Source organism: Bacteroides faecalis (assembly GCF_003865075.1).
GTDB classification, from domain to species: Bacteria; Bacteroidota; Bacteroidia; order Bacteroidales; family Bacteroidaceae; genus Bacteroides; species Bacteroides faecalis.
The window spans coordinates 114,955-132,944 of the sequence record NZ_BHWB01000003.1 but is presented as its reverse complement, the minus strand read 5'-3'; the positions used below and the strand labels follow the sequence as shown (position 1 = coordinate 132,944).

Here is a 17,990-nt window from a genome sequence, read left to right as displayed (position 1 = left end):
TTAACATTTTAAAAGAATATAGTATGGTAAAGAAAATGATTTCACAACTCTCAGTACTGGCAGTATTGATTGTTTTTCTCACAGCATGTTCCAAACAATCGGAATATACAAACGTAATACCCTCTGATGCTTCGGCTGTAGCAGCTATTGATTTGAAATCGTTAATCAACAAAGCCGGATTCGATGATAAAGAAAATGAAGCAGCTAAACAAAAGGTACTGGACGCATTAAAAAGCGGAATGAATGCAGCCACTTTCCAGCAACTGGAAAAAGTGATAGAGGCTCCGAGTGAATCGGGAATCGACGTGGGATCACCATTCTATGTATTTACCTCTCCTACTTTTCCTTATGCTACAGTGGTAGCCAAAGTAAATAACGAAAACGACCTGAATTCTTCTTTAGATATAATGCTTAAAGAGCAACTTATTCAACCTATTACAGAAACTGAGGATTATAGGTTTACTACCATGAACGGCAGCCTGATTGCTTTCAATAATTCTACAATTATGATTGTTGCAGTGAATGGAAATACTCAAACAGAAGAGGCAAAGAAAGCAATCGGTAACTTGATGAAACAAACTCCCGATAACAGCATTGTTAAATCCGGAGCTTTCCAGAAAGCAATGAAGCAAAAGAACGATGTCAATTTCTTCGTTTCTATGATGGCTACTCCCAAAAAATACAGAGAACCAGTCAGTTTAGCACTTCCTCCAAATATTAAACTGGAAGATATCATTGTGTTAGGTGGATTGAGCTTTGAAAAAGGACGCATTGTGCTCAAGACCGAGAATTATACAGAAAATGATGAGGTAAAAGCTCTGATTAAAAAGCAACAGGAAGCTTTAAAAAAATCAAATAACTCATTTACAAAATACTTCCCGGCATCTACATTAATGTTTCTCAATGCAGGAATCAATGGAGAAGCAATATATAATATAATCAACGAGAATGCAGAATTTCGTGACCAAGTATCTATCGCAAAAGCTGCTGAAATAAAAGATTTATTCAGTTCCTTCAATGGTGATATCTCTGGTGGATTGATCAATGTAACTATGACCAACATGCCTACTTTTGCAGCTTATGCAGAAGTAAAAAATGGTTCTGCTCTTGAAGCCCTCTATAAAAACAAACAGAATCTAGGATTAAAGAAGGGAGAAGACATTATTGAATTAGGTAAGAATGAGTATGTTTACAAAACGAAAAATATGAATGTGTTCTTCGGAGTAAAAGACAAATTTATGTATGCCACTAATGACGAACTGCTCTATAAGAATATTGGTAAGGCAGAAGATAAGTCTATCAAAGATACTCCGTACGCTTCCGACATGAAAGGTAAGAATATGTTTGTGGCCGTTAATGTAGAAGCTATTCTGGACCTGCCTATTGTAAAAATGGTAACAGGCTTCGGAGGCAAAGAGGCTAAAACATATTTTGATTTAGCTTCCCAGATTTCCTATTTGTCTTCTAGCTCAGAGGGTGAAGTCAGCGAAGTTGATCTTTGCCTGAAAGATAAAAATGTTAATGCACTTAAACAAATAGTAGATTTTGCCAAACAATTTGCCGGCATATAATCTGTAAATAAACGGTATGAATAGTATTCACCTCCAGCAAACACTGCCCCAAGTGTTTGCTGACCGTAATTCGGTAACTTCGGATGTATGGCATCAAGATCTCACCTTTTTGAAAGGTGAGATGTACTTGATAGAGGCCGCTTCCGGTACCGGAAAATCTTCGTTGTGTAGCTATATTTATGGCAATCGCAACGACTATCAAGGAATTATTAATTTCGATGATGCCAATATCAAAGCATACTCTGTGAATCAATGGGTTCACCTGAGAAAACATTCATTGAGTATGCTTTTTCAGGATTTACGCATCTTTACTGAACTTACTGCTCTTGAAAATGTGCAATTAAAAAATAACCTGACGGGATATAAAAAGAAAAAAGAGATTTTATCACTATTTGAGAGATTGGGTATTACTGATAAACTGCACGTGAAAGCAGGGAAACTTTCTTTTGGGCAACAACAACGAGTTGCCTTTATCCGTGCACTCTGCCAACCTTTCGACTTTATTTTTCTGGATGAGCCGATCAGTCATCTTGATGATGAGAATAGCCGAATAATGGGCGAACTCATCATTGCTGAAGCAGAAATGCAAAGTGCCGGAGTTATCGTTACCTCTATTGGAAAGCATATTGAATTGCCCTACAATCGGGTGTTGCAACTATAACACACTTCCCAAAGTAAAATGATTGATGAACCCTGTATATGTAAACCATAAATAAGAAGATTGTAAATGAACACTCTTGTCTGGAAACTTCTCCGCCAACATATAAGTATCGGTCAATTAGCCGGTTTCTTTTTAGCCAATCTGTTCGGTATGATGATCGTATTGCTCAGCGTGCAATTCTACAAAGATGTCATTCCGGTATTCACAGAAGGAGATAGTTTTATGAAAAAAGATTTCATTATTGCTACAAAGAAAGTGAGTACGCTTGGTACTTTTACCAATAAAAGTAATGCTTTCTCTCCTGAAGAGATTGCCGATATGAAAAAACAATCGTTCACTAAAACGATAGGTGCTTTCACTCCTTCACAATTCAAAGTTTCGGCAGGTTTAGGAATGCAAGAAGCAGGTATCAACCTCTCAACTGAAATGTTCTTTGAATCAGTACCCGATGAATTTGTAGACATCAATCTCGACAAATGGCACTTCGATAAAGAGACACAAGAGATCCCAATTATTATTCCCCGCAATTATCTGAATCTATATAATTTCGGATTTGCCCAGAGTCGTAGCTTACCCAAAATTTCGGAAGGATTGATGAGCCTCATCCAAATGAACATCATCTTACGCGGCAATGGAGAGATAGAACAATACAAAGGAAATATTGTCGGTTTTTCAAACCGCTTAAATACCATTTTAGTACCTCAATCATTTATGGACTGGGCAAACAAAAAATTTGCACCGGAAACAGAAGCACAACCGGCACGTTTGATTATCGAAGTGAATAATCCTGCCGACTCTGCCATCGCCAGCTATTTCCAAAAAAAAGGCTACGAGACAGAAGACGGAAAACTGGATGCTGGAAAAACAACTTATTTCCTTCGCCTGATCGTTGGTATTGTATTAGGAGTAGGATTATTTATCAGTGTCCTGTCATTCTATATTCTAATGTTAAGTATCTTTTTGTTACTTCAAAAAAACACCACCAAACTGGAAAGTTTGTTGTTAATCGGATACAGTCCTAACAGGGTTGCTTTACCATATCAGATATTGACAGTAGGATTAAACGTCATTGTACTCTTATTATCTATCGGCATTGTATCCTGGTTACGTACTTATTATATAGATAGTATTCGTTTACTCTTCCCACAATTGGAAACCGGTTCTTTATGGTTAGCGATTGGCATGGGAATTTTCTTATTTCTTATTGTTTCCATTATCAATATATTAGCAGTCAGACGAAAAGTTATCTCAATCTGGATGCATAAAAATTAAAATACAAATACACTATGACAAGCAAAATCATCTTTTCGACCAAAAGAAGCAGTATAAAGATAGCTCTTGGAATGTTGCTATGCTTCTCATCGTTATCAGCACAAGAAATGCAAGATACGATTATCGCTAATTTCAATATTCGGGAAAAAATACCAAATGAAAAGTTATATCTACACTTGGACAAACCTTATTATGGAGCAGGAGAAAAAATATGGTTTAAAGGATATCTTGTAAATGCCACTACTCATCAAGATAACTCTCAAAGCAACTTCATCATTACAGAACTTATCAATCGTTCTGACTCTGTTCTGGAACGCAGAAAGGTTCGACGTGACTCTTTGGGATTTCATAATGCTTTTACGTTACCCGCTACTCTCCCAGCCGGAGATTATTATCTACGAGGATATAGCAGTTGGATGTTGAATGAGGATCCTGACTTCATCTATTCATGTAACCTGAAAATCGGAAATTCCATCGACAATACAATTATTTCAACCATAGAATACCAAAAGGAGGACGAAACGCATTATACTGCAAAAATAAGATTCAGCAGTAATACACAAGAACCTTTCATTAACACCAATATTCGTTATCGTTACATTGAAAACGGAAAAGTAAAAGATAAAGGGAAAAAACAAACAGACTCAAAAGGTCTGATATCGATTTCTCTTCCCGACTTGAAACCAAGTGCTAACCGCAGTCTTGAAGTAGTGTTTGATGATCCGGAATACATTTATAAGAAAGTTTTCTATCTACCTGTTTTTGGGAAGGATTTCGATGTTACATTCTTCCCGGAGGGGGGTGCTTTGCTTGCCATTTCTCATCAAAATGTAGCTTTTAAAGCACAAGGATCAGATGGTTTCTCCAAAGAAGTGGAGGGTACTCTCTTTAATTCCAAAGGAGATACCTTAAGCTCTTTCCGTTCAGAGCATGATGGAATGGGAGTTTTCACATTGAGTACGATTGTTCCGGACGCTTATTATGCCATGATCAAGAGCAGTGACGGAATCACGAAACGTTTTAATCTCCCGACTGTAGAAGAAAAAGGTATTGCTCTTTCCATGACACATCGTCGCGATGACATACGTTTTGAGATTCAAAAAACAAAAACTACTGAATGGCCTCAAAAACTATTTTTAGTTGCCCATACCCGGGAAAAACTTACTATCTTACAACCGATCAATCCACCCAATACTTTCGGAAGAATGAATGATAGTTTGTTTCAGGAAGGAATTACTCATTTTTTATTAATCGATGGAAGGGGAAACACTCTTAGTGAACGGTTAATATTCGTTCCCGACAGAAAATCCGGTCAATGGCAGATTGTTGCTGACAAACCTTCTTATGGCAAAAAAGAAAAAGTATCTCTGCAAATTTCAGGAAAAGACTATAATAACAATCCTATTGCTGGTAGTTTCTCTATTAGCATTACAGACCGACAGAAAGTTCAACCCGATTCTCTTGCCGATAATATTTTATCAAATCTCCTGCTAACTTCTGATTTGAAAGGATATGTAGAAAATCCTGGATATTATTTCCTTAACCAAGATTTTAAAACACTTCGTGCATTGGACTTCTTGATGATGACACATGGATGGAGAAGACATCTTCTCAAAAATCTCGTTATCCCTCCTTCATTAAATTTCAAGAATTATATAGAACAGGGACAAACAATTAGTGGCCGAATCAGGGGTTTCTTTGGCAATAATGTAAAAAAGGGACCTATTTACGCTTTAGCACCCAAAGAAAACATATTTGCAACAACCATTACTGACGAAAAGGGAGAGTTTGTTATCAACACCTCATTCAAAGACAGTACTACGTTTGTTGTCCAAGCACGTACCCAAAAAGGATTTCCCGGAGTTGAAATCGAGATGGATACACTCCAATATCCAAAGATATATCATAAGAGTCCGTTCTACAATGGAATGCCTACTTTAATGCAGGATTATCTGCTCAACACTCGTGACCAATATTACATGGAGGGAGGTATGCGCGTTTATAACCTCAAAGAAGTTCTTGTAACTGCCAGGCGTGAAAAAGCCAGTTCCAAAAGTATTTATACAGGCGGTATCAATACCTATACTCTTGAAGGAGACAGACTAAAACAATATGCAGGACGAACGGCTTACGATATTGCCATCAATCTTCCGGGAGTTACCGTTTCAAATGGAAGTGAATTACATATCCGCAATAATGCCGATCAACCGGCAATCGTTATTAATGATATCATTTATGACAATGATGATTACTTATTAAAAGATATTTTTGCGGATAACATATCGAGCATAAGCCTTCTTCGTGAGACAGATACAATGATTTTGGGTCCTCGTGCTGCAGCAGGTGCCATCGTCATCACATTAAAAGACCCGAAAGACATTCCTAGAAAACCAGTACCAGGAATTGCAACCTATACCCCATTAGGATATTGTGATACTGTAGAATTCTACCATCCGACTTACGCCTTTCCTGAAAAAGCGGACCTCGCGAAATCAGATTTACGAACCACCATTTACTGGAATCCATCTTTACAATTCGATAACGAAGGGAAAGCTACAATAGAATACTATACAGCAGATAGCAAAGCTCCTCAGACTATCACCATTGAAGGAGTGGATAAAAATGGAAAAGTTTACCGTGTACAACAAACGATTAATAAATAACCTAAAAACATAGATACAGGAACGCCTCTATATCAGATAATTTCGTATTTTTGCCCGACATTTTAAAGAATGAAACTATGCCGGACTATGATTTAATTGCCATACTCGGACCTACCGCTTCGGGCAAGACACCATTTGCTACCGCTTTGGCTCACAAATTAAATACAGAAATTATCAGTGCCGACTCCCGTCAGATTTATCGAGGTATGGATCTTGGTACCGGAAAGGACTTGGCCGATTACACGATTAACGGACATACTATTCCATATCACCTGATCGATATTGCCGATCCCGGATATAAATACAATGTGTTCGAATATCAACGGGATTTCCTGATTTCTTACGATTCTATCAAACAAAAAGGCTGTCTCCCCGTTTTATGTGGAGGAACAGGTATGTATCTTGAAGCTGTACTGAAAGGTTATAAGCTACTGCCTGTACCTGAGGACCCGGAATTACGTGCCCGCCTAGCTAATTATTCTCTTGAAGAATTGACCAGTATGTTAAGCCAATATAAGACTCTGCACAACTCTACGGATGTAGATACCGTAAAACGTGCTATACGCGCCATAGAAATTGAAGAGTATTATATGGCACATCCAGTCCCTGAACGGGAATTTCCAAAGCTAAACAGCCTTATTATTGGTGTAGACATCGATCGGGAACTGAGACGCGAGAAGATTACCCGCCGTTTAAAGCAACGATTGGATGAAGGGATGGTGGATGAAGTACGGCATTTAATCGCGCAGGGGACCACTCCGGACGATCTCATTTATTACGGTTTGGAATATAAATACCTGACATTATATGTCATAGGAAAACTAACTTATGAAGAGATGTTCACAGGTTTGGAAACAGCTATTCATCAGTTTGCCAAGCGTCAGATGACCTGGTTTCGTGGTATGGAACGGAGAGGATTTACCATCCATTGGATTAGTGCTGAGCTACCTATGGAAGAAAAGTTAGCATTTGTATTAGATAAACTGCAAGAGTTTTAGTATCTTTGTCGCATATTTATTAGTTTTATATGAGTGTAGAACCAGGAAAATGGGGAGTTATTTACAACCCTAAAGCCGGTACCCGCAAGGTACAGAAACGATGGAAAGAGATCAAGGAGTATATGGACGGCAAAGGTGTCGATTATGACTATGTACAATCCGAAGGTTTCGGTTCAGTGGAACGTCTATCCAAAATTCTTGCTAATAATGGTTATCGTACAATTGTTATTGTAGGTGGTGATGGTGCGCTGAATGATGCTATCAATGGGATTATGCTCTCTGATGCTGAAGATAAGGATAATATCGCTCTTGGTATTATTCCGAATGGAATTGGAAATGACTTTGCCAAATACTGGGGACTTACTACCGAATATAAAACAGCTGTAGATTGTATTATCAATCATCGTCTCAAAAAAATAGACGTGGGGTATTGCTCTTACTATGATGGGCAAGATCATCAACGTCGCTATTTCCTTAATGCTGTCAATATTGGTCTAGGTGCACGAATCGTAAAAATCACCGATCAGACCAAACGTTTCTGGGGAGTTAAATTTTTATCATACTTAGCTGCACTATTTTCATTGATATTTGAACGGAAACTCTATCGTATGCATCTTCGGATCAATGACGAACATATCCGCGGGCGTATCATGACTGTCTGTGTAGGTAGTGCATGGGGTTGGGGACAAACACCAAGTGCTGTACCCTATAACGGCTGGTTGGATGTATCTGTCATCTATCGGCCGGAATTTCTGCAAATCATTTCCGGGCTTTGGATGTTGATTCAAGGAAGAATTTTGAATCATAAGACGGTGAAAAGTTACCGGACACGGAAAGTTAAAGTGCTACGTGCACAAAATGCTTCCGTAGATTTAGATGGTCGTCTTTTACCAAAACATTTCCCGTTAGAAATAGGTGTGCTTTTAGAGAAGACAACACTGATTATTCCTAAATAAGCGATAAATAGAGTAAAATGAACCTATCTGTTTAATCCTATTAATTAAAAAGACTGTAATTTTGTAACTCGTAATTTGTAAATACTAAAATGATAGAACTTAAAAACAATCCTGCCAATAATTTCTTTCTGCTGGCAGGTCCATGTGTGATAGAAGGCGAAGATATGGCAATGCGTATTGCAGAACGTGTAGTCAAAATCACTGAATCTCTGAAGATTCCTTATGTTTTCAAAGGTTCTTACCGCAAAGCAAACCGTTCACGTATGGATTCTTTTATGGGTATCGGTGATGAGAAAGCACTCAAAATATTGAAAAAGGTACATGATACTTTTGGTGTTCCTACCGTAACAGACATTCATGCAGCCGACGAAGCAGAAATGGCCGCAGAATATGTAGACATACTCCAGATTCCAGCATTTCTTTGCCGTCAAACCGATCTTCTGATTGCAGCTGCAAAAACCGGGAAAATTATAAATATCAAAAAAGGACAGTTCCTCTCTCCTATCGCTATGCAATTTGCAGCAGATAAAGTGGTGGAAGCTGGAAACAAAAATGTGATGCTGACTGAACGTGGTACGACTTTCGGTTATCAGGATTTAGTAATTGATTATCGTGGTATTCCTGAAATGCAATCATTCGGTTATCCTGTAATATTGGATGTTACTCACTCATTACAACAACCGAATCAGACCAATGGTGTGACAGGCGGAATGCCACAACTGATTGAAACTGTTGCAAAAGCAGGTATTGCCGTAGGCGCCGACGGACTATTTATTGAAACTCACGAAAACCCGGCAGTAGCCAAAAGTGATGGGGCTAATATGCTGAAACTGGACTTATTAGAAGGATTATTGACTAAACTAGTAAGAATACGGGAAGCTGTCAAATAATATATATCAAGCGATGAGACATTTACGATCAGTCTTAAGATGTTACAGACATTGTTAGAAATTTGATCGAACAGAGAAATCAGTTAAAGGTTTTAATGATCAAGCTCGGAATAAGATAAACCGGAATAAAATAAGTTATCATAAAGAATAATACATTATTGGTTTAACATATATGACTAGCGAAACTAATAGAACAAGAATATTTTTTTTAATTAAATATAAAACATGAAACATTTATTACGTGGATTATTTATTGCAGTCTTAACGATATGCTGCAATTTCCAATTCGTGTTTGCACAGCCCATGCAAACGCTACCTGTGGACAAAGATGTCCGCATTGGTAAACTGGACAACGGGCTTACTTATTACATTCGTCACAACGCACTCCCGGAAAAACGTGCGGAATTCTACATCGCACAAAAAGTAGGTTCTATTCTTGAAGAACCACAGCAACGTGGTTTGGCCCACTTTCTGGAACATATGGCTTTTAACGGAACTAAAAATTTCCCGGGTGATGAAAATGGATTAGGTATCATCCCTTGGTGTGAAACCAAAGGTATTAAATTCGGCACTAACCTGAATGCATACACCAGCGTTGATCAAACAGTTTACAACATCAGTAATGTTCCTACTGAAAATATAAATGTAGTAGACTCTTGTCTGCTTATTCTGCACGACTGGTCAAGCGCTATCAAATTGCTCGACAAAGAAATCGACAAAGAACGTGGTGTGATTCGTGAAGAATGGAGAAGCCGTAACAGTGGAATGCAACGTATCATGACTGATGCTCTGCCTACCTTGTTCCCAGATTCTAAATATTCCGATTGTATGCCTATCGGAAGCATCGATGTTATTAATAACTTCCCTTATCAGGACATTCGCGAATATTACGCAAAATGGTATCGCCCTGATTTACAAGGAATTGTAATTGTAGGTGACATTAATGTAGACGATATCGAAGCTAAATTGAAGAAGGTGTTCGCCGATGTAAAAGCTCCGACAAGCCCGGCAGAACGCATCTATTATCCGGTACCAGACAACCAGGAACCTCTGATCTATATTGGTACGGATAAAGAAGTGAAAACTCCTTCTTTCAACATCTTCTACAAACATGAAGCCACTCCGGATTCAATAAAGAATACTGTCAATTATTATGCAACTCAGTATATGTTGAATATGGCAATCACCATGTTGAACACTCGTTTGGCAGAACTGATCCAAACAGCTGAACCTCCTTTCACAAGCGCAAATGCCGGTTATGGCAACTTCTTCCTTGCCAAAACCAAAGAAGCCTTCACTTTGAGTGGTAGCAGCAAATTGGACGGTATTGAGCTGGCTATGAAGACTGTACTGCAAGAAGCTGAACGCGCACGTCGTTTCGGATTTACTGCAACAGAGTACGAACGTGCACGCGCTAATTACCTGCAAGCTATCGAGACAGCTTATAATGAACGTGATAAGAGAAAGAGCGGTGGTTTTGTAGACGAATATGTTAACAGCTTCCTCGACAATGAACCAATCCCGGGTCTTGAAGCTGAATGTGCGATCATCAAACAATTAGCTCCACAAATTACAGTTGAATATATCAACCAAATCATGGGACAGCTGCTCACTGATAACAATCAGGTAGTTATGATGGCAGGTCCTGAAAAAGAAGGTATGAAATATCCAACTAAAGAAGAAATTGCTACATGGTTGAAAGAAACTAAAACACTCGATGTTAAAGCGTATGAGGATAAAGTTTCTACTGAGCCTTTGCTTTCAGAAGAGCCAAAAGGTGGAACAATTGTTTCTGAAAATAGTGGAGAAATCTATGGATCAACTAAATTAGTACTTTCTAATGGTGTGACTGTATATATCAAACCGACAGATTTTAAAGCTGACCAAATCTTAATGCAAGGCATTAGCTTCGGTGGTACCAGCTTATTCCCGGATAATGAAATTCTGGATATCTCTCAGATTAACAGCGTAGCAACAGTAGGCGGTCTCGGCAACTTCAATAAAGTTGAATTGAGCAAAGCTCTTGCAGGTAAACGCGCTTCTGTAGGTACATCAGTAAGTTCATTGACAGAATCTGTTTCAGGAAGCTGCCCTCCAAGAGACTTTGAAACAATGATGCAACTGACTTATTTGTCTTTCACTGCTCCACGCAAGGATAACGAAGCATTCGAATCATACAAGAATCGTCTAAAAGCTGCTTTACAAAATAAAGATGCCAATCCGATGAAAGCATTCCAGGATACCGTATCTCATATTCTATATGGTAACCATCCTCGTATGTTGGATCTAAAAGAAGAAATGGTTGACAATATCAATTACGATCGTATCATCGAAATGTATATGGACCGCTTCAAAGATGCAAGCGACTTCAAATTCTATTTTGTAGGTAATATCAATATCGAAGAAGTTAAACCTTTAATTGCTAAATATCTGGGAGGTCTACCTGCTATCAATCGCAAAGAGACTTTCAAAGATACGAAGATGAATATCCGTAAAGGAAACTACAAGAAAGAGTTTGCTAAGAAACAGGAAACTCCAATGGCAACTATCATGTTCCTATTCAGCGGAAAATGCAAATATGACTTGCGTAACAACATAACTCTCAGCTTCCTTGAACAAGCATTGGATATGGTTTACACAGCCGAAATCCGTGAAAAAGAAGGTGGTACATACGGTGTAAATTGCAATGGTAGTCTTAGCCAGTATCCGAAGGAAGAGCTTACTTTGCAGATTGTATTCCAGACTGATCCTGATCCGGTTAAGAAAGCCAAATTGGCAAGTATCGTAACCGAGCAGCTTCAAAAAATGGCTAAAGAAGGCCCGTCTGAAGAACACATGCAAAAGATCAAAGAATATATGCTGAAGAATTACAAAGATGCACAAAAAGAAAACAGCTATTGGCTAAGTAACTTGAATGCATATTTCTACAGTGGCATTGATTCAACAAAAGGGTATGAAGAGTTGATTAACAACATGACAGCAAAAGATGTAAAGGTATTCCTTGACAAATTGCTGAAGCAGAAGAATGAAATTCAAGTCACTATGACTGTACCTGAAGAAGATATTAAGAAAGCAGATAAATAATATTCTTCAACGATCAACTGTATGATAATATTTAACGAATTACGCAGACATGGACGGCTTGCTGCCAGGCGACATCCGATGTATGAGGAGAATTTAGCGGGTAAAATTATCAGCTATGTAATGGCGGCCGGTTGGGCCGGTTACTTGATATTCTTCGGTACAATACTTGCCTCTTCGTTTACAAATATGGTTCCCAATTGGGAACCATATCATGTAATGAACGGCATCGCCCTGATTTTTATTCTGGCACTGGATTTCCTGTTGCGTATTCCGTTTCAAAAAACACCGACCCAGGAGGTAAAACCTTACCTCCTGTTGCCGGTTAAAAAAAAACGTATCATCGATTTTTTACTTTTACGTTCCGGACTAAGCTTATTCAATCTATTCTGGTTGTTTCTCTTTGTCCCTTTTTCCTTCCTCACAATTACAAAATTCTTTGGTGTTTTAGGTGTTATCAGCTATCTTATAGGTATCTGGCTCATTATTCTTATAAACAACTACTGGTATTTGCTTTGCCGCACACTTATCAATGAACGTATTTGGTGGATATTGCTTCCTGTCGCTTTTTATGGCGGGATCACTTTTCTACTTATTATTCCCGATAGTCCGGTATCTTCTTTTCTGATAGATTTGGGAGATGGATATATGGAAGGGAATATCCTTTATTTTCTGGGTACGATACTTATTATAGCTATTTTATGGTGGATTAACCGCAGAGTCATTTCCGGTCTCATCTATGCTGAACTGGCAAAAACAAACGATTCAAAAATTAAACATGTCTCCGACTATAAGTTCTTCGAGCGTTATGGGGAAGTGGGAGAATATATGCGACTAGAATTAAAAATGCTTTTACGCAATCGCAGCTGCAAAGGTTTGTTACGTAACACTTTCGTTTTAATTATTATGTTTAGCTGTGTACTAAGCTTTTCAAACCTTTATGATGGAGGTTTTATGCCCACCTTCATTGCCATATACAATTTCAGTGTATTTGGAATGATCATTCTTATACGAACGATGTCATTTGAAGGAAACTATCTGGATGGAATGATGTCCCGTAAAGGATCTATCCTAAGTCTATTGAGAGCTAAATATTATGTGTATAGCATAGGAGAAATTATACCATTCACATTGATGATTCCAGCTATCATAATGAACAAATTGACTTTACTGGGAGCTTTCTCCTGGTTTTTCTATACAATAGGATTCATCTATTTTTGTAATCTACAGTTAGTTGTTTACAACAAACAAACGATTCCACTGAACGAAAAAGTGACCACTCGCCAGAGCAACGGCGGTATTCAGATAATCATTAGTTTATGTGCTTTTGGAGTTCCCCTACTTTTATATAGTGCATTGAATGCATTATTTGGAGAAACAATAGCTCATATCACACTTTTAATAATTGGGCTGGGATTCATCTTGTCTTCACCATACTGGATAAGAAACATATATCAGCGCTTTATGAAACACCGATATGAAAATATGGAAGGTTTCAGAAACAGCCGCCAATAAATATACATGAAACAATAACCCCTAAAATACTGAAAACCGTGATTAACATTGATAATCTTAAAAAGAACTTTGGTTCAAAGGTAGCTATTGATATAGAACATTACGAGCTTAATCAAGGTGATATGCTTGGTCTGGTAGGAAATAATGGTGCCGGTAAAACAACACTTTTCCGGTTAATGCTGGATTTATTGAAAGCAGACAAAGGAAAAGTGATCATCAATGGTATTGACGTCAGTCAAAGCGAAGACTGGAAAAACTTCACCGGAGCTTTTATCGATTATAGTTTCCTGATTGATTATCTTACTCCGGAAGAATATTTTTATTTCATCGGTAAAGTATATGGATTGAACAAAGAAGAAGTAAATGAGCGACTCCTCCCTTTCGAGCGTTTCATGAGCGGAGAAATAATCGGGCAAAAAAAGTATATTCGTAACTATTCGGCCGGTAATAAACAAAAAATCGGTATTATCGCTGCCATGCTTCATCACCCGCAATTGCTGATTTTAGATGAACCATTCAATTTCCTCGATCCTAGTTCGCAATCTGTCATCAAGCATTTACTCAAAAAATATAATGAGGAACATCAAGCTACTGTTATTATCTCCAGCCATAATCTAAACCATATTATAGACGTATGTCCACGCATTGCTTTACAGGAAAATGGTATTATTATAAAAGATATCATTAATGAAAACAATTCTGCCGAACAGGAGTTAGAAGATTATTTCAACATAAAAGAATAACCCCGATTAACAGCGAGAAACCATGAAAAAACTCTTTTTACAATCCATTTTACTATTAGGACTGATCATAAGTTTTAGTTCTTGCCGTACTTCCGCCCCTCGTCTGGATTATAAAGCATTAGCAAAGGCCTCTATCCGTTTAGGAGTTGATATTAATCTTGAAGATAATCATAAACTTTATATGGAATCGGCCGACTGGATAGGTGTTCCCTATCGTAGCGGTGGAGATTCAAAAAGAGGGACAGATTGTTCAGGACTTACTTATCAAGTCTACCGGAAAGTCTATCGTACCCAACTTCCACGAAAGACGGAAGACTTGAAAAAGAAAAGTAATAAAGTCAACAAACGGAATCTCAGAGAAGGTGATCTCGTATTCTTTACCAGCAGAAACTCCGGAAAAAAAGTGGCTCACGTGGGAATTTATCTAAAAAACGGGAAATTCATCCATGCCAGCACCAGTAAAGGAGTTATAGTCAGTAATCTAAATGAAGATTACTATACCAAACATTGGATATCCGGTGGAAGGATACAATAATCATCAACTTTTAAACAGTAAGAGTCATGAAATCATTCATTGCAGCAGTTATCTTGATATGCATATCGCTTAGTGCAAATGCACAACTGTTATGGAAAATATCAGGAAACGACCTTGAAAAACCTTCCTATATAATAGGTACACATCATTTAGCTCCACTCAGCATCAAAGATAGCATTGCCGGTCTACAAAAAGCATTAGACGAAACGCTGCAAGTATACGGAGAATTGAAAATATCAGATACACAAACACCTGCCGCTATGCAGAGAATGCAAAAGATGATGATGACCGAAAGTGATACAACGTTAATGTCACTCCTTTCAGCTGCTGATTTTGAAACAGCTAACAAATTTTGCAAGGAATACCTGATGATGGACTTAACACTGGTACCTAAACTAAAGCCATCCGCTATACAAAATAATATAATAGTAATAGCCTATATAAAACACATCCAGAACTTTAATCCACAAGAACAACTCGATACCTATTTTCAAAACCTAGCTATTCAAAAGGGTAAAAAGGTAGGAGGCTTAGAAACAGTAGACTTCCAATTTAACTTGCTATTTAATGGTACTTCATTAAAACGCCAGGCACAGTTATTAATGTGTGTACTTAATAATATGGATGAATCAATAGATATTTTGAAAAAGGTGACAGATGCCTATTCAAAACAAGATCTGACTTCTATGCTCAGTCTCAGTGAGGAGCGCAAAGGAGATCAATGTGATCCACTCCCCGGCGAAGACGATGCCATGATTTACAACCGCAATCAGGCATGGGCAAAGAAATTACCCAATATTATGAAAACTGCTCCAACTTTCGTAGCTGTCGGTGCTTTACATCTTCCGGGTAAAAAAGGAGTGCTAAACTTACTGAAAAAACAAGGATATACGGTTGAACCTGTAAAATAGAAATAGGATTTTAGTACTTTTGCAGAAAAGTTTTCCAATGGACTATAAAACCTATTTATTCGACTTTGACTATACGTTAGCCGATTCATCACATGGCATTGTCACCTGTTTCAGAATAGTACTTACCCGTCATCAGTACACTGATGTAACCGACGAAGCCATCAAACGAACAATCGGTAAAACGTTGGAAGAGTCTTTTAGTATCCTCACCGGCATTACAGATCCCGAACAACTAACTGCTTTTCGACTGGAATACAGAAAAGAAGCAGATATACATATGAATGCCAACACTATTCTTTTTCCCGAAACGTTGCCCACTCTGAAAGAACTTAAAAAACGGGGAGCACGTATCGGAATCATTTCTACTAAATATCGTTTCCGGATACTGGATTATCTGAATAATTATCTTCCGGAGGATTTTTTTGACATTGTTGTCGGTGGAGAAGATGTAAAAGCGGCAAAACCGTCAGCCGAAGGAGTACAGTTTGCATTAGAACATCTAAAAAGTACTCAAAATGAAACTTTATATGTGGGAGACAGCACTGTAGATGCCGAAACAGCCCAAAATGCCGGAGTAGATTTTGCCGGAGTTCTCAATGGAATGACTACCGCCAACGAACTCAAAGCATACCCTCACCGAATCATTATGAACTCTTTGGCAGAGTTACTAAATTAATATCTCTGCCACCGCAGTGGCAGAACCTTGCCAATGAAGTGGCACGACAGTGCCAAGCCTTTGGCACAACTGTGCCAATGAAATGATAAAGAGTGTACAAAGGTTAGAAAGATTACAAAGAAAAAAGCAACGAAATATTTGTCACAAACAAATAAAAATAGTACTTTTGTGCCCGATTATTCCGCAACGGGTTCGACAAAGAGATCTTTAAGTAATTAAAGACCACCCGCCGGAGCTAACTTATACATTTATTATAAGATGTACGCAATTGTAGAAATCAACGGTCAGCAATTTAAAGCAGAAGCTGGTCAGAAGTTGTTCGTTCACCACATTGAAGGTGCAGAAAACGGTTCAACTGTAGAGTTTGAAAAAGTTCTTTTGGTAGACAAAGACGGAAATGTCACAGTAGGTGCTCCTGTAGTAGAAGGCGCTAAAGTTGTTTGCCAGGTTATTTCTAGCTTGGTTAAAGGTGACAAAGTTCTTATTTTCCACAAGAAAAGAAGAAAAGGTCACAGAAAACTGAACGGTCATCGTCAGCAGTTCACTGAGTTAACAATCACAGAAGTAGTAGCTTAATCAATTTTAAAAGTAAGAAGAAATGGCACATAAAAAAGGTGTCGGTAGTTCTAAGAACGGCCGCGAATCACAAAGTAAAAGATTAGGCGTTAAGATATTTGGTGGCGAAGCTTGCAAAGCAGGTAACATTATCATTCGTCAAAGAGGTACAGAATTCCATCCGGGTGAAAACATCGGTATGGGTAGAGACCACACTCTTTTCGCTTTAGTAGATGGTACAGTAAGTTTCAAAGTAGGTAAGGAAGATAGAAGATATGTTTCTATTATCCCTGCGTCTGAGGCATAACCGTACAACTAAAAATATTTAAGAAAAGGAGATGTAACTGATTTGGTTACATCTCCTTTCTTGTTTTGGGGGAGAGACTGTAATTTAAACTGTGTTAGCAAAGTTAATACTTTATTTGTTTTCTTTGCTGACACAATTTAAATTACAGCCTCAAGTTTTCAGTAAGTGATAACTATATGACTATTACTTACAGATATATTAATCGCTTGGAAGTTTTTCAGATCTCTCCCCTTGGCTTCAACTTAAAATTCATAATTGGAGATAACAAGGTCCAAAACGATTTATATAATAGAGATCTGGATGACGAAATGGTTTACTATTACTCTGATATAATTTGTGGGAAAAACACAATATATGCACTCTATCAAGGAACCCAAGTACGAAATTTATCAAATGCTAGAAGTTTACTGGAAATCTATAATTTAGATGGTGAAAATCTAAAAACAATCAATTTAGGTAGATATATCAGTGATATCGTCATTGATGAAGCAAACAATATCGTATATGCTTGCGATAAAAACGTAGAAGACGATTATCTATACCAGTACCAACTCCCTCCATCTTAAAAAGATGTTATCCACTCTAAATAGAAAGGGGATGTAATCTCGGTGATTACATCCCCTTTTGGTTTCAAAATGATAATTATATTAAAAGGA

The 17,990-nt window shown here is 37.9% G+C and carries 16 protein-coding genes; all 16 read left to right on the top strand.

What is annotated here, in order from left to right; translation table 11 throughout:
* Positions 1-23 precede the first annotated feature (23 nt).
* Positions 24-1,571 carry a DUF4836 family protein gene (locus EJF25_RS05995; RefSeq protein WP_125040481.1) on the top strand — a complete coding sequence of 516 codons (1,548 nt, stop codon included), beginning with the start codon at positions 24-26 and terminating at the stop codon, positions 1,569-1,571.
* Positions 1,572-1,587: 16 nt separating this feature from the next.
* On the top strand, positions 1,588-2,232 hold the full coding sequence (locus tag EJF25_RS05990) for an ATP-binding cassette domain-containing protein (RefSeq protein WP_125040480.1): 645 nt from the start codon (positions 1,588-1,590) through the stop codon (positions 2,230-2,232).
* A gap of 66 nt (positions 2,233-2,298) precedes the next feature.
* Positions 2,299-3,504, top strand: coding sequence for a transporter (locus tag EJF25_RS05985; protein WP_125040479.1), 1,206 nt, complete (start codon positions 2,299-2,301; stop codon positions 3,502-3,504).
* A gap of 14 nt (positions 3,505-3,518) precedes the next feature.
* A complete protein-coding gene (locus tag EJF25_RS05980; RefSeq protein ID WP_125040478.1) occupies positions 3,519-6,167 on the top strand; it encodes a TonB-dependent receptor plug domain-containing protein in 2,649 nt (882 codons plus the stop codon).
* A gap of 77 nt (positions 6,168-6,244) precedes the next feature.
* Positions 6,245-7,165, top strand: a complete 921-nt coding sequence (gene miaA, locus EJF25_RS05975; protein WP_125040477.1) for a tRNA (adenosine(37)-N6)-dimethylallyltransferase MiaA — start codon at positions 6,245-6,247, stop codon at positions 7,163-7,165.
* 29 nt (positions 7,166-7,194) lie between these two features.
* Complete coding sequence (locus EJF25_RS05970; RefSeq protein ID WP_125040476.1) at positions 7,195-8,121, top strand: diacylglycerol/lipid kinase family protein; 927 nt, start codon at positions 7,195-7,197, stop codon at positions 8,119-8,121.
* An 89-nt stretch (positions 8,122-8,210) separates the two neighbouring features.
* Positions 8,211-9,011 carry a 3-deoxy-8-phosphooctulonate synthase gene (kdsA, locus tag EJF25_RS05965; RefSeq protein ID WP_125040475.1) on the top strand — a complete coding sequence of 267 codons (801 nt, stop codon included), beginning with the start codon at positions 8,211-8,213 and terminating at the stop codon, positions 9,009-9,011.
* Between the two features lie 225 nt (positions 9,012-9,236).
* Positions 9,237-12,095 (top strand): M16 family metallopeptidase, encoded by a 2,859-nt coding sequence (locus EJF25_RS05960; protein ID WP_125040474.1) that lies wholly within the window; start codon positions 9,237-9,239, stop codon positions 12,093-12,095.
* A gap of 21 nt (positions 12,096-12,116) precedes the next feature.
* On the top strand, positions 12,117-13,607 hold the full coding sequence (locus EJF25_RS05955; protein ID WP_125040473.1) for a DUF5687 family protein: 1,491 nt from the start codon (positions 12,117-12,119) through the stop codon (positions 13,605-13,607).
* Positions 13,608-13,645: 38 nt separating this feature from the next.
* Positions 13,646-14,350, top strand: a complete 705-nt coding sequence (locus tag EJF25_RS05950; RefSeq protein WP_125040472.1) for an ABC transporter ATP-binding protein — start codon at positions 13,646-13,648, stop codon at positions 14,348-14,350.
* 22 nt (positions 14,351-14,372) lie between these two features.
* Complete coding sequence (locus tag EJF25_RS05945) at positions 14,373-14,885, top strand: C40 family peptidase (RefSeq protein WP_125040471.1); 513 nt, start codon at positions 14,373-14,375, stop codon at positions 14,883-14,885.
* A 26-nt stretch (positions 14,886-14,911) separates the two neighbouring features.
* Positions 14,912-15,796 carry a TraB/GumN family protein gene (locus tag EJF25_RS05940; protein ID WP_125040470.1) on the top strand — a complete coding sequence of 295 codons (885 nt, stop codon included), beginning with the start codon at positions 14,912-14,914 and terminating at the stop codon, positions 15,794-15,796.
* 37 nt (positions 15,797-15,833) lie between these two features.
* On the top strand, positions 15,834-16,472 hold the full coding sequence (locus EJF25_RS05935; protein WP_125040469.1) for an HAD-IA family hydrolase: 639 nt from the start codon (positions 15,834-15,836) through the stop codon (positions 16,470-16,472).
* 258 nt (positions 16,473-16,730) lie between these two features.
* On the top strand, positions 16,731-17,048 hold the full coding sequence (rplU, locus tag EJF25_RS05930; protein ID WP_125040468.1) for a 50S ribosomal protein L21: 318 nt from the start codon (positions 16,731-16,733) through the stop codon (positions 17,046-17,048).
* Between the two features lie 22 nt (positions 17,049-17,070).
* The gene (gene rpmA / locus EJF25_RS05925) at positions 17,071-17,334 is read left to right on the top strand and encodes a 50S ribosomal protein L27 (RefSeq protein ID WP_125040467.1); all 264 of its coding nucleotides are present in this window, start codon (positions 17,071-17,073) and stop codon (positions 17,332-17,334) included.
* 176 nt (positions 17,335-17,510) lie between these two features.
* A complete protein-coding gene (locus EJF25_RS05920; protein ID WP_125040466.1) occupies positions 17,511-17,900 on the top strand; it encodes a BF3164 family lipoprotein in 390 nt (129 codons plus the stop codon).
* Positions 17,901-17,990: the final 90 nt, after the last annotated feature.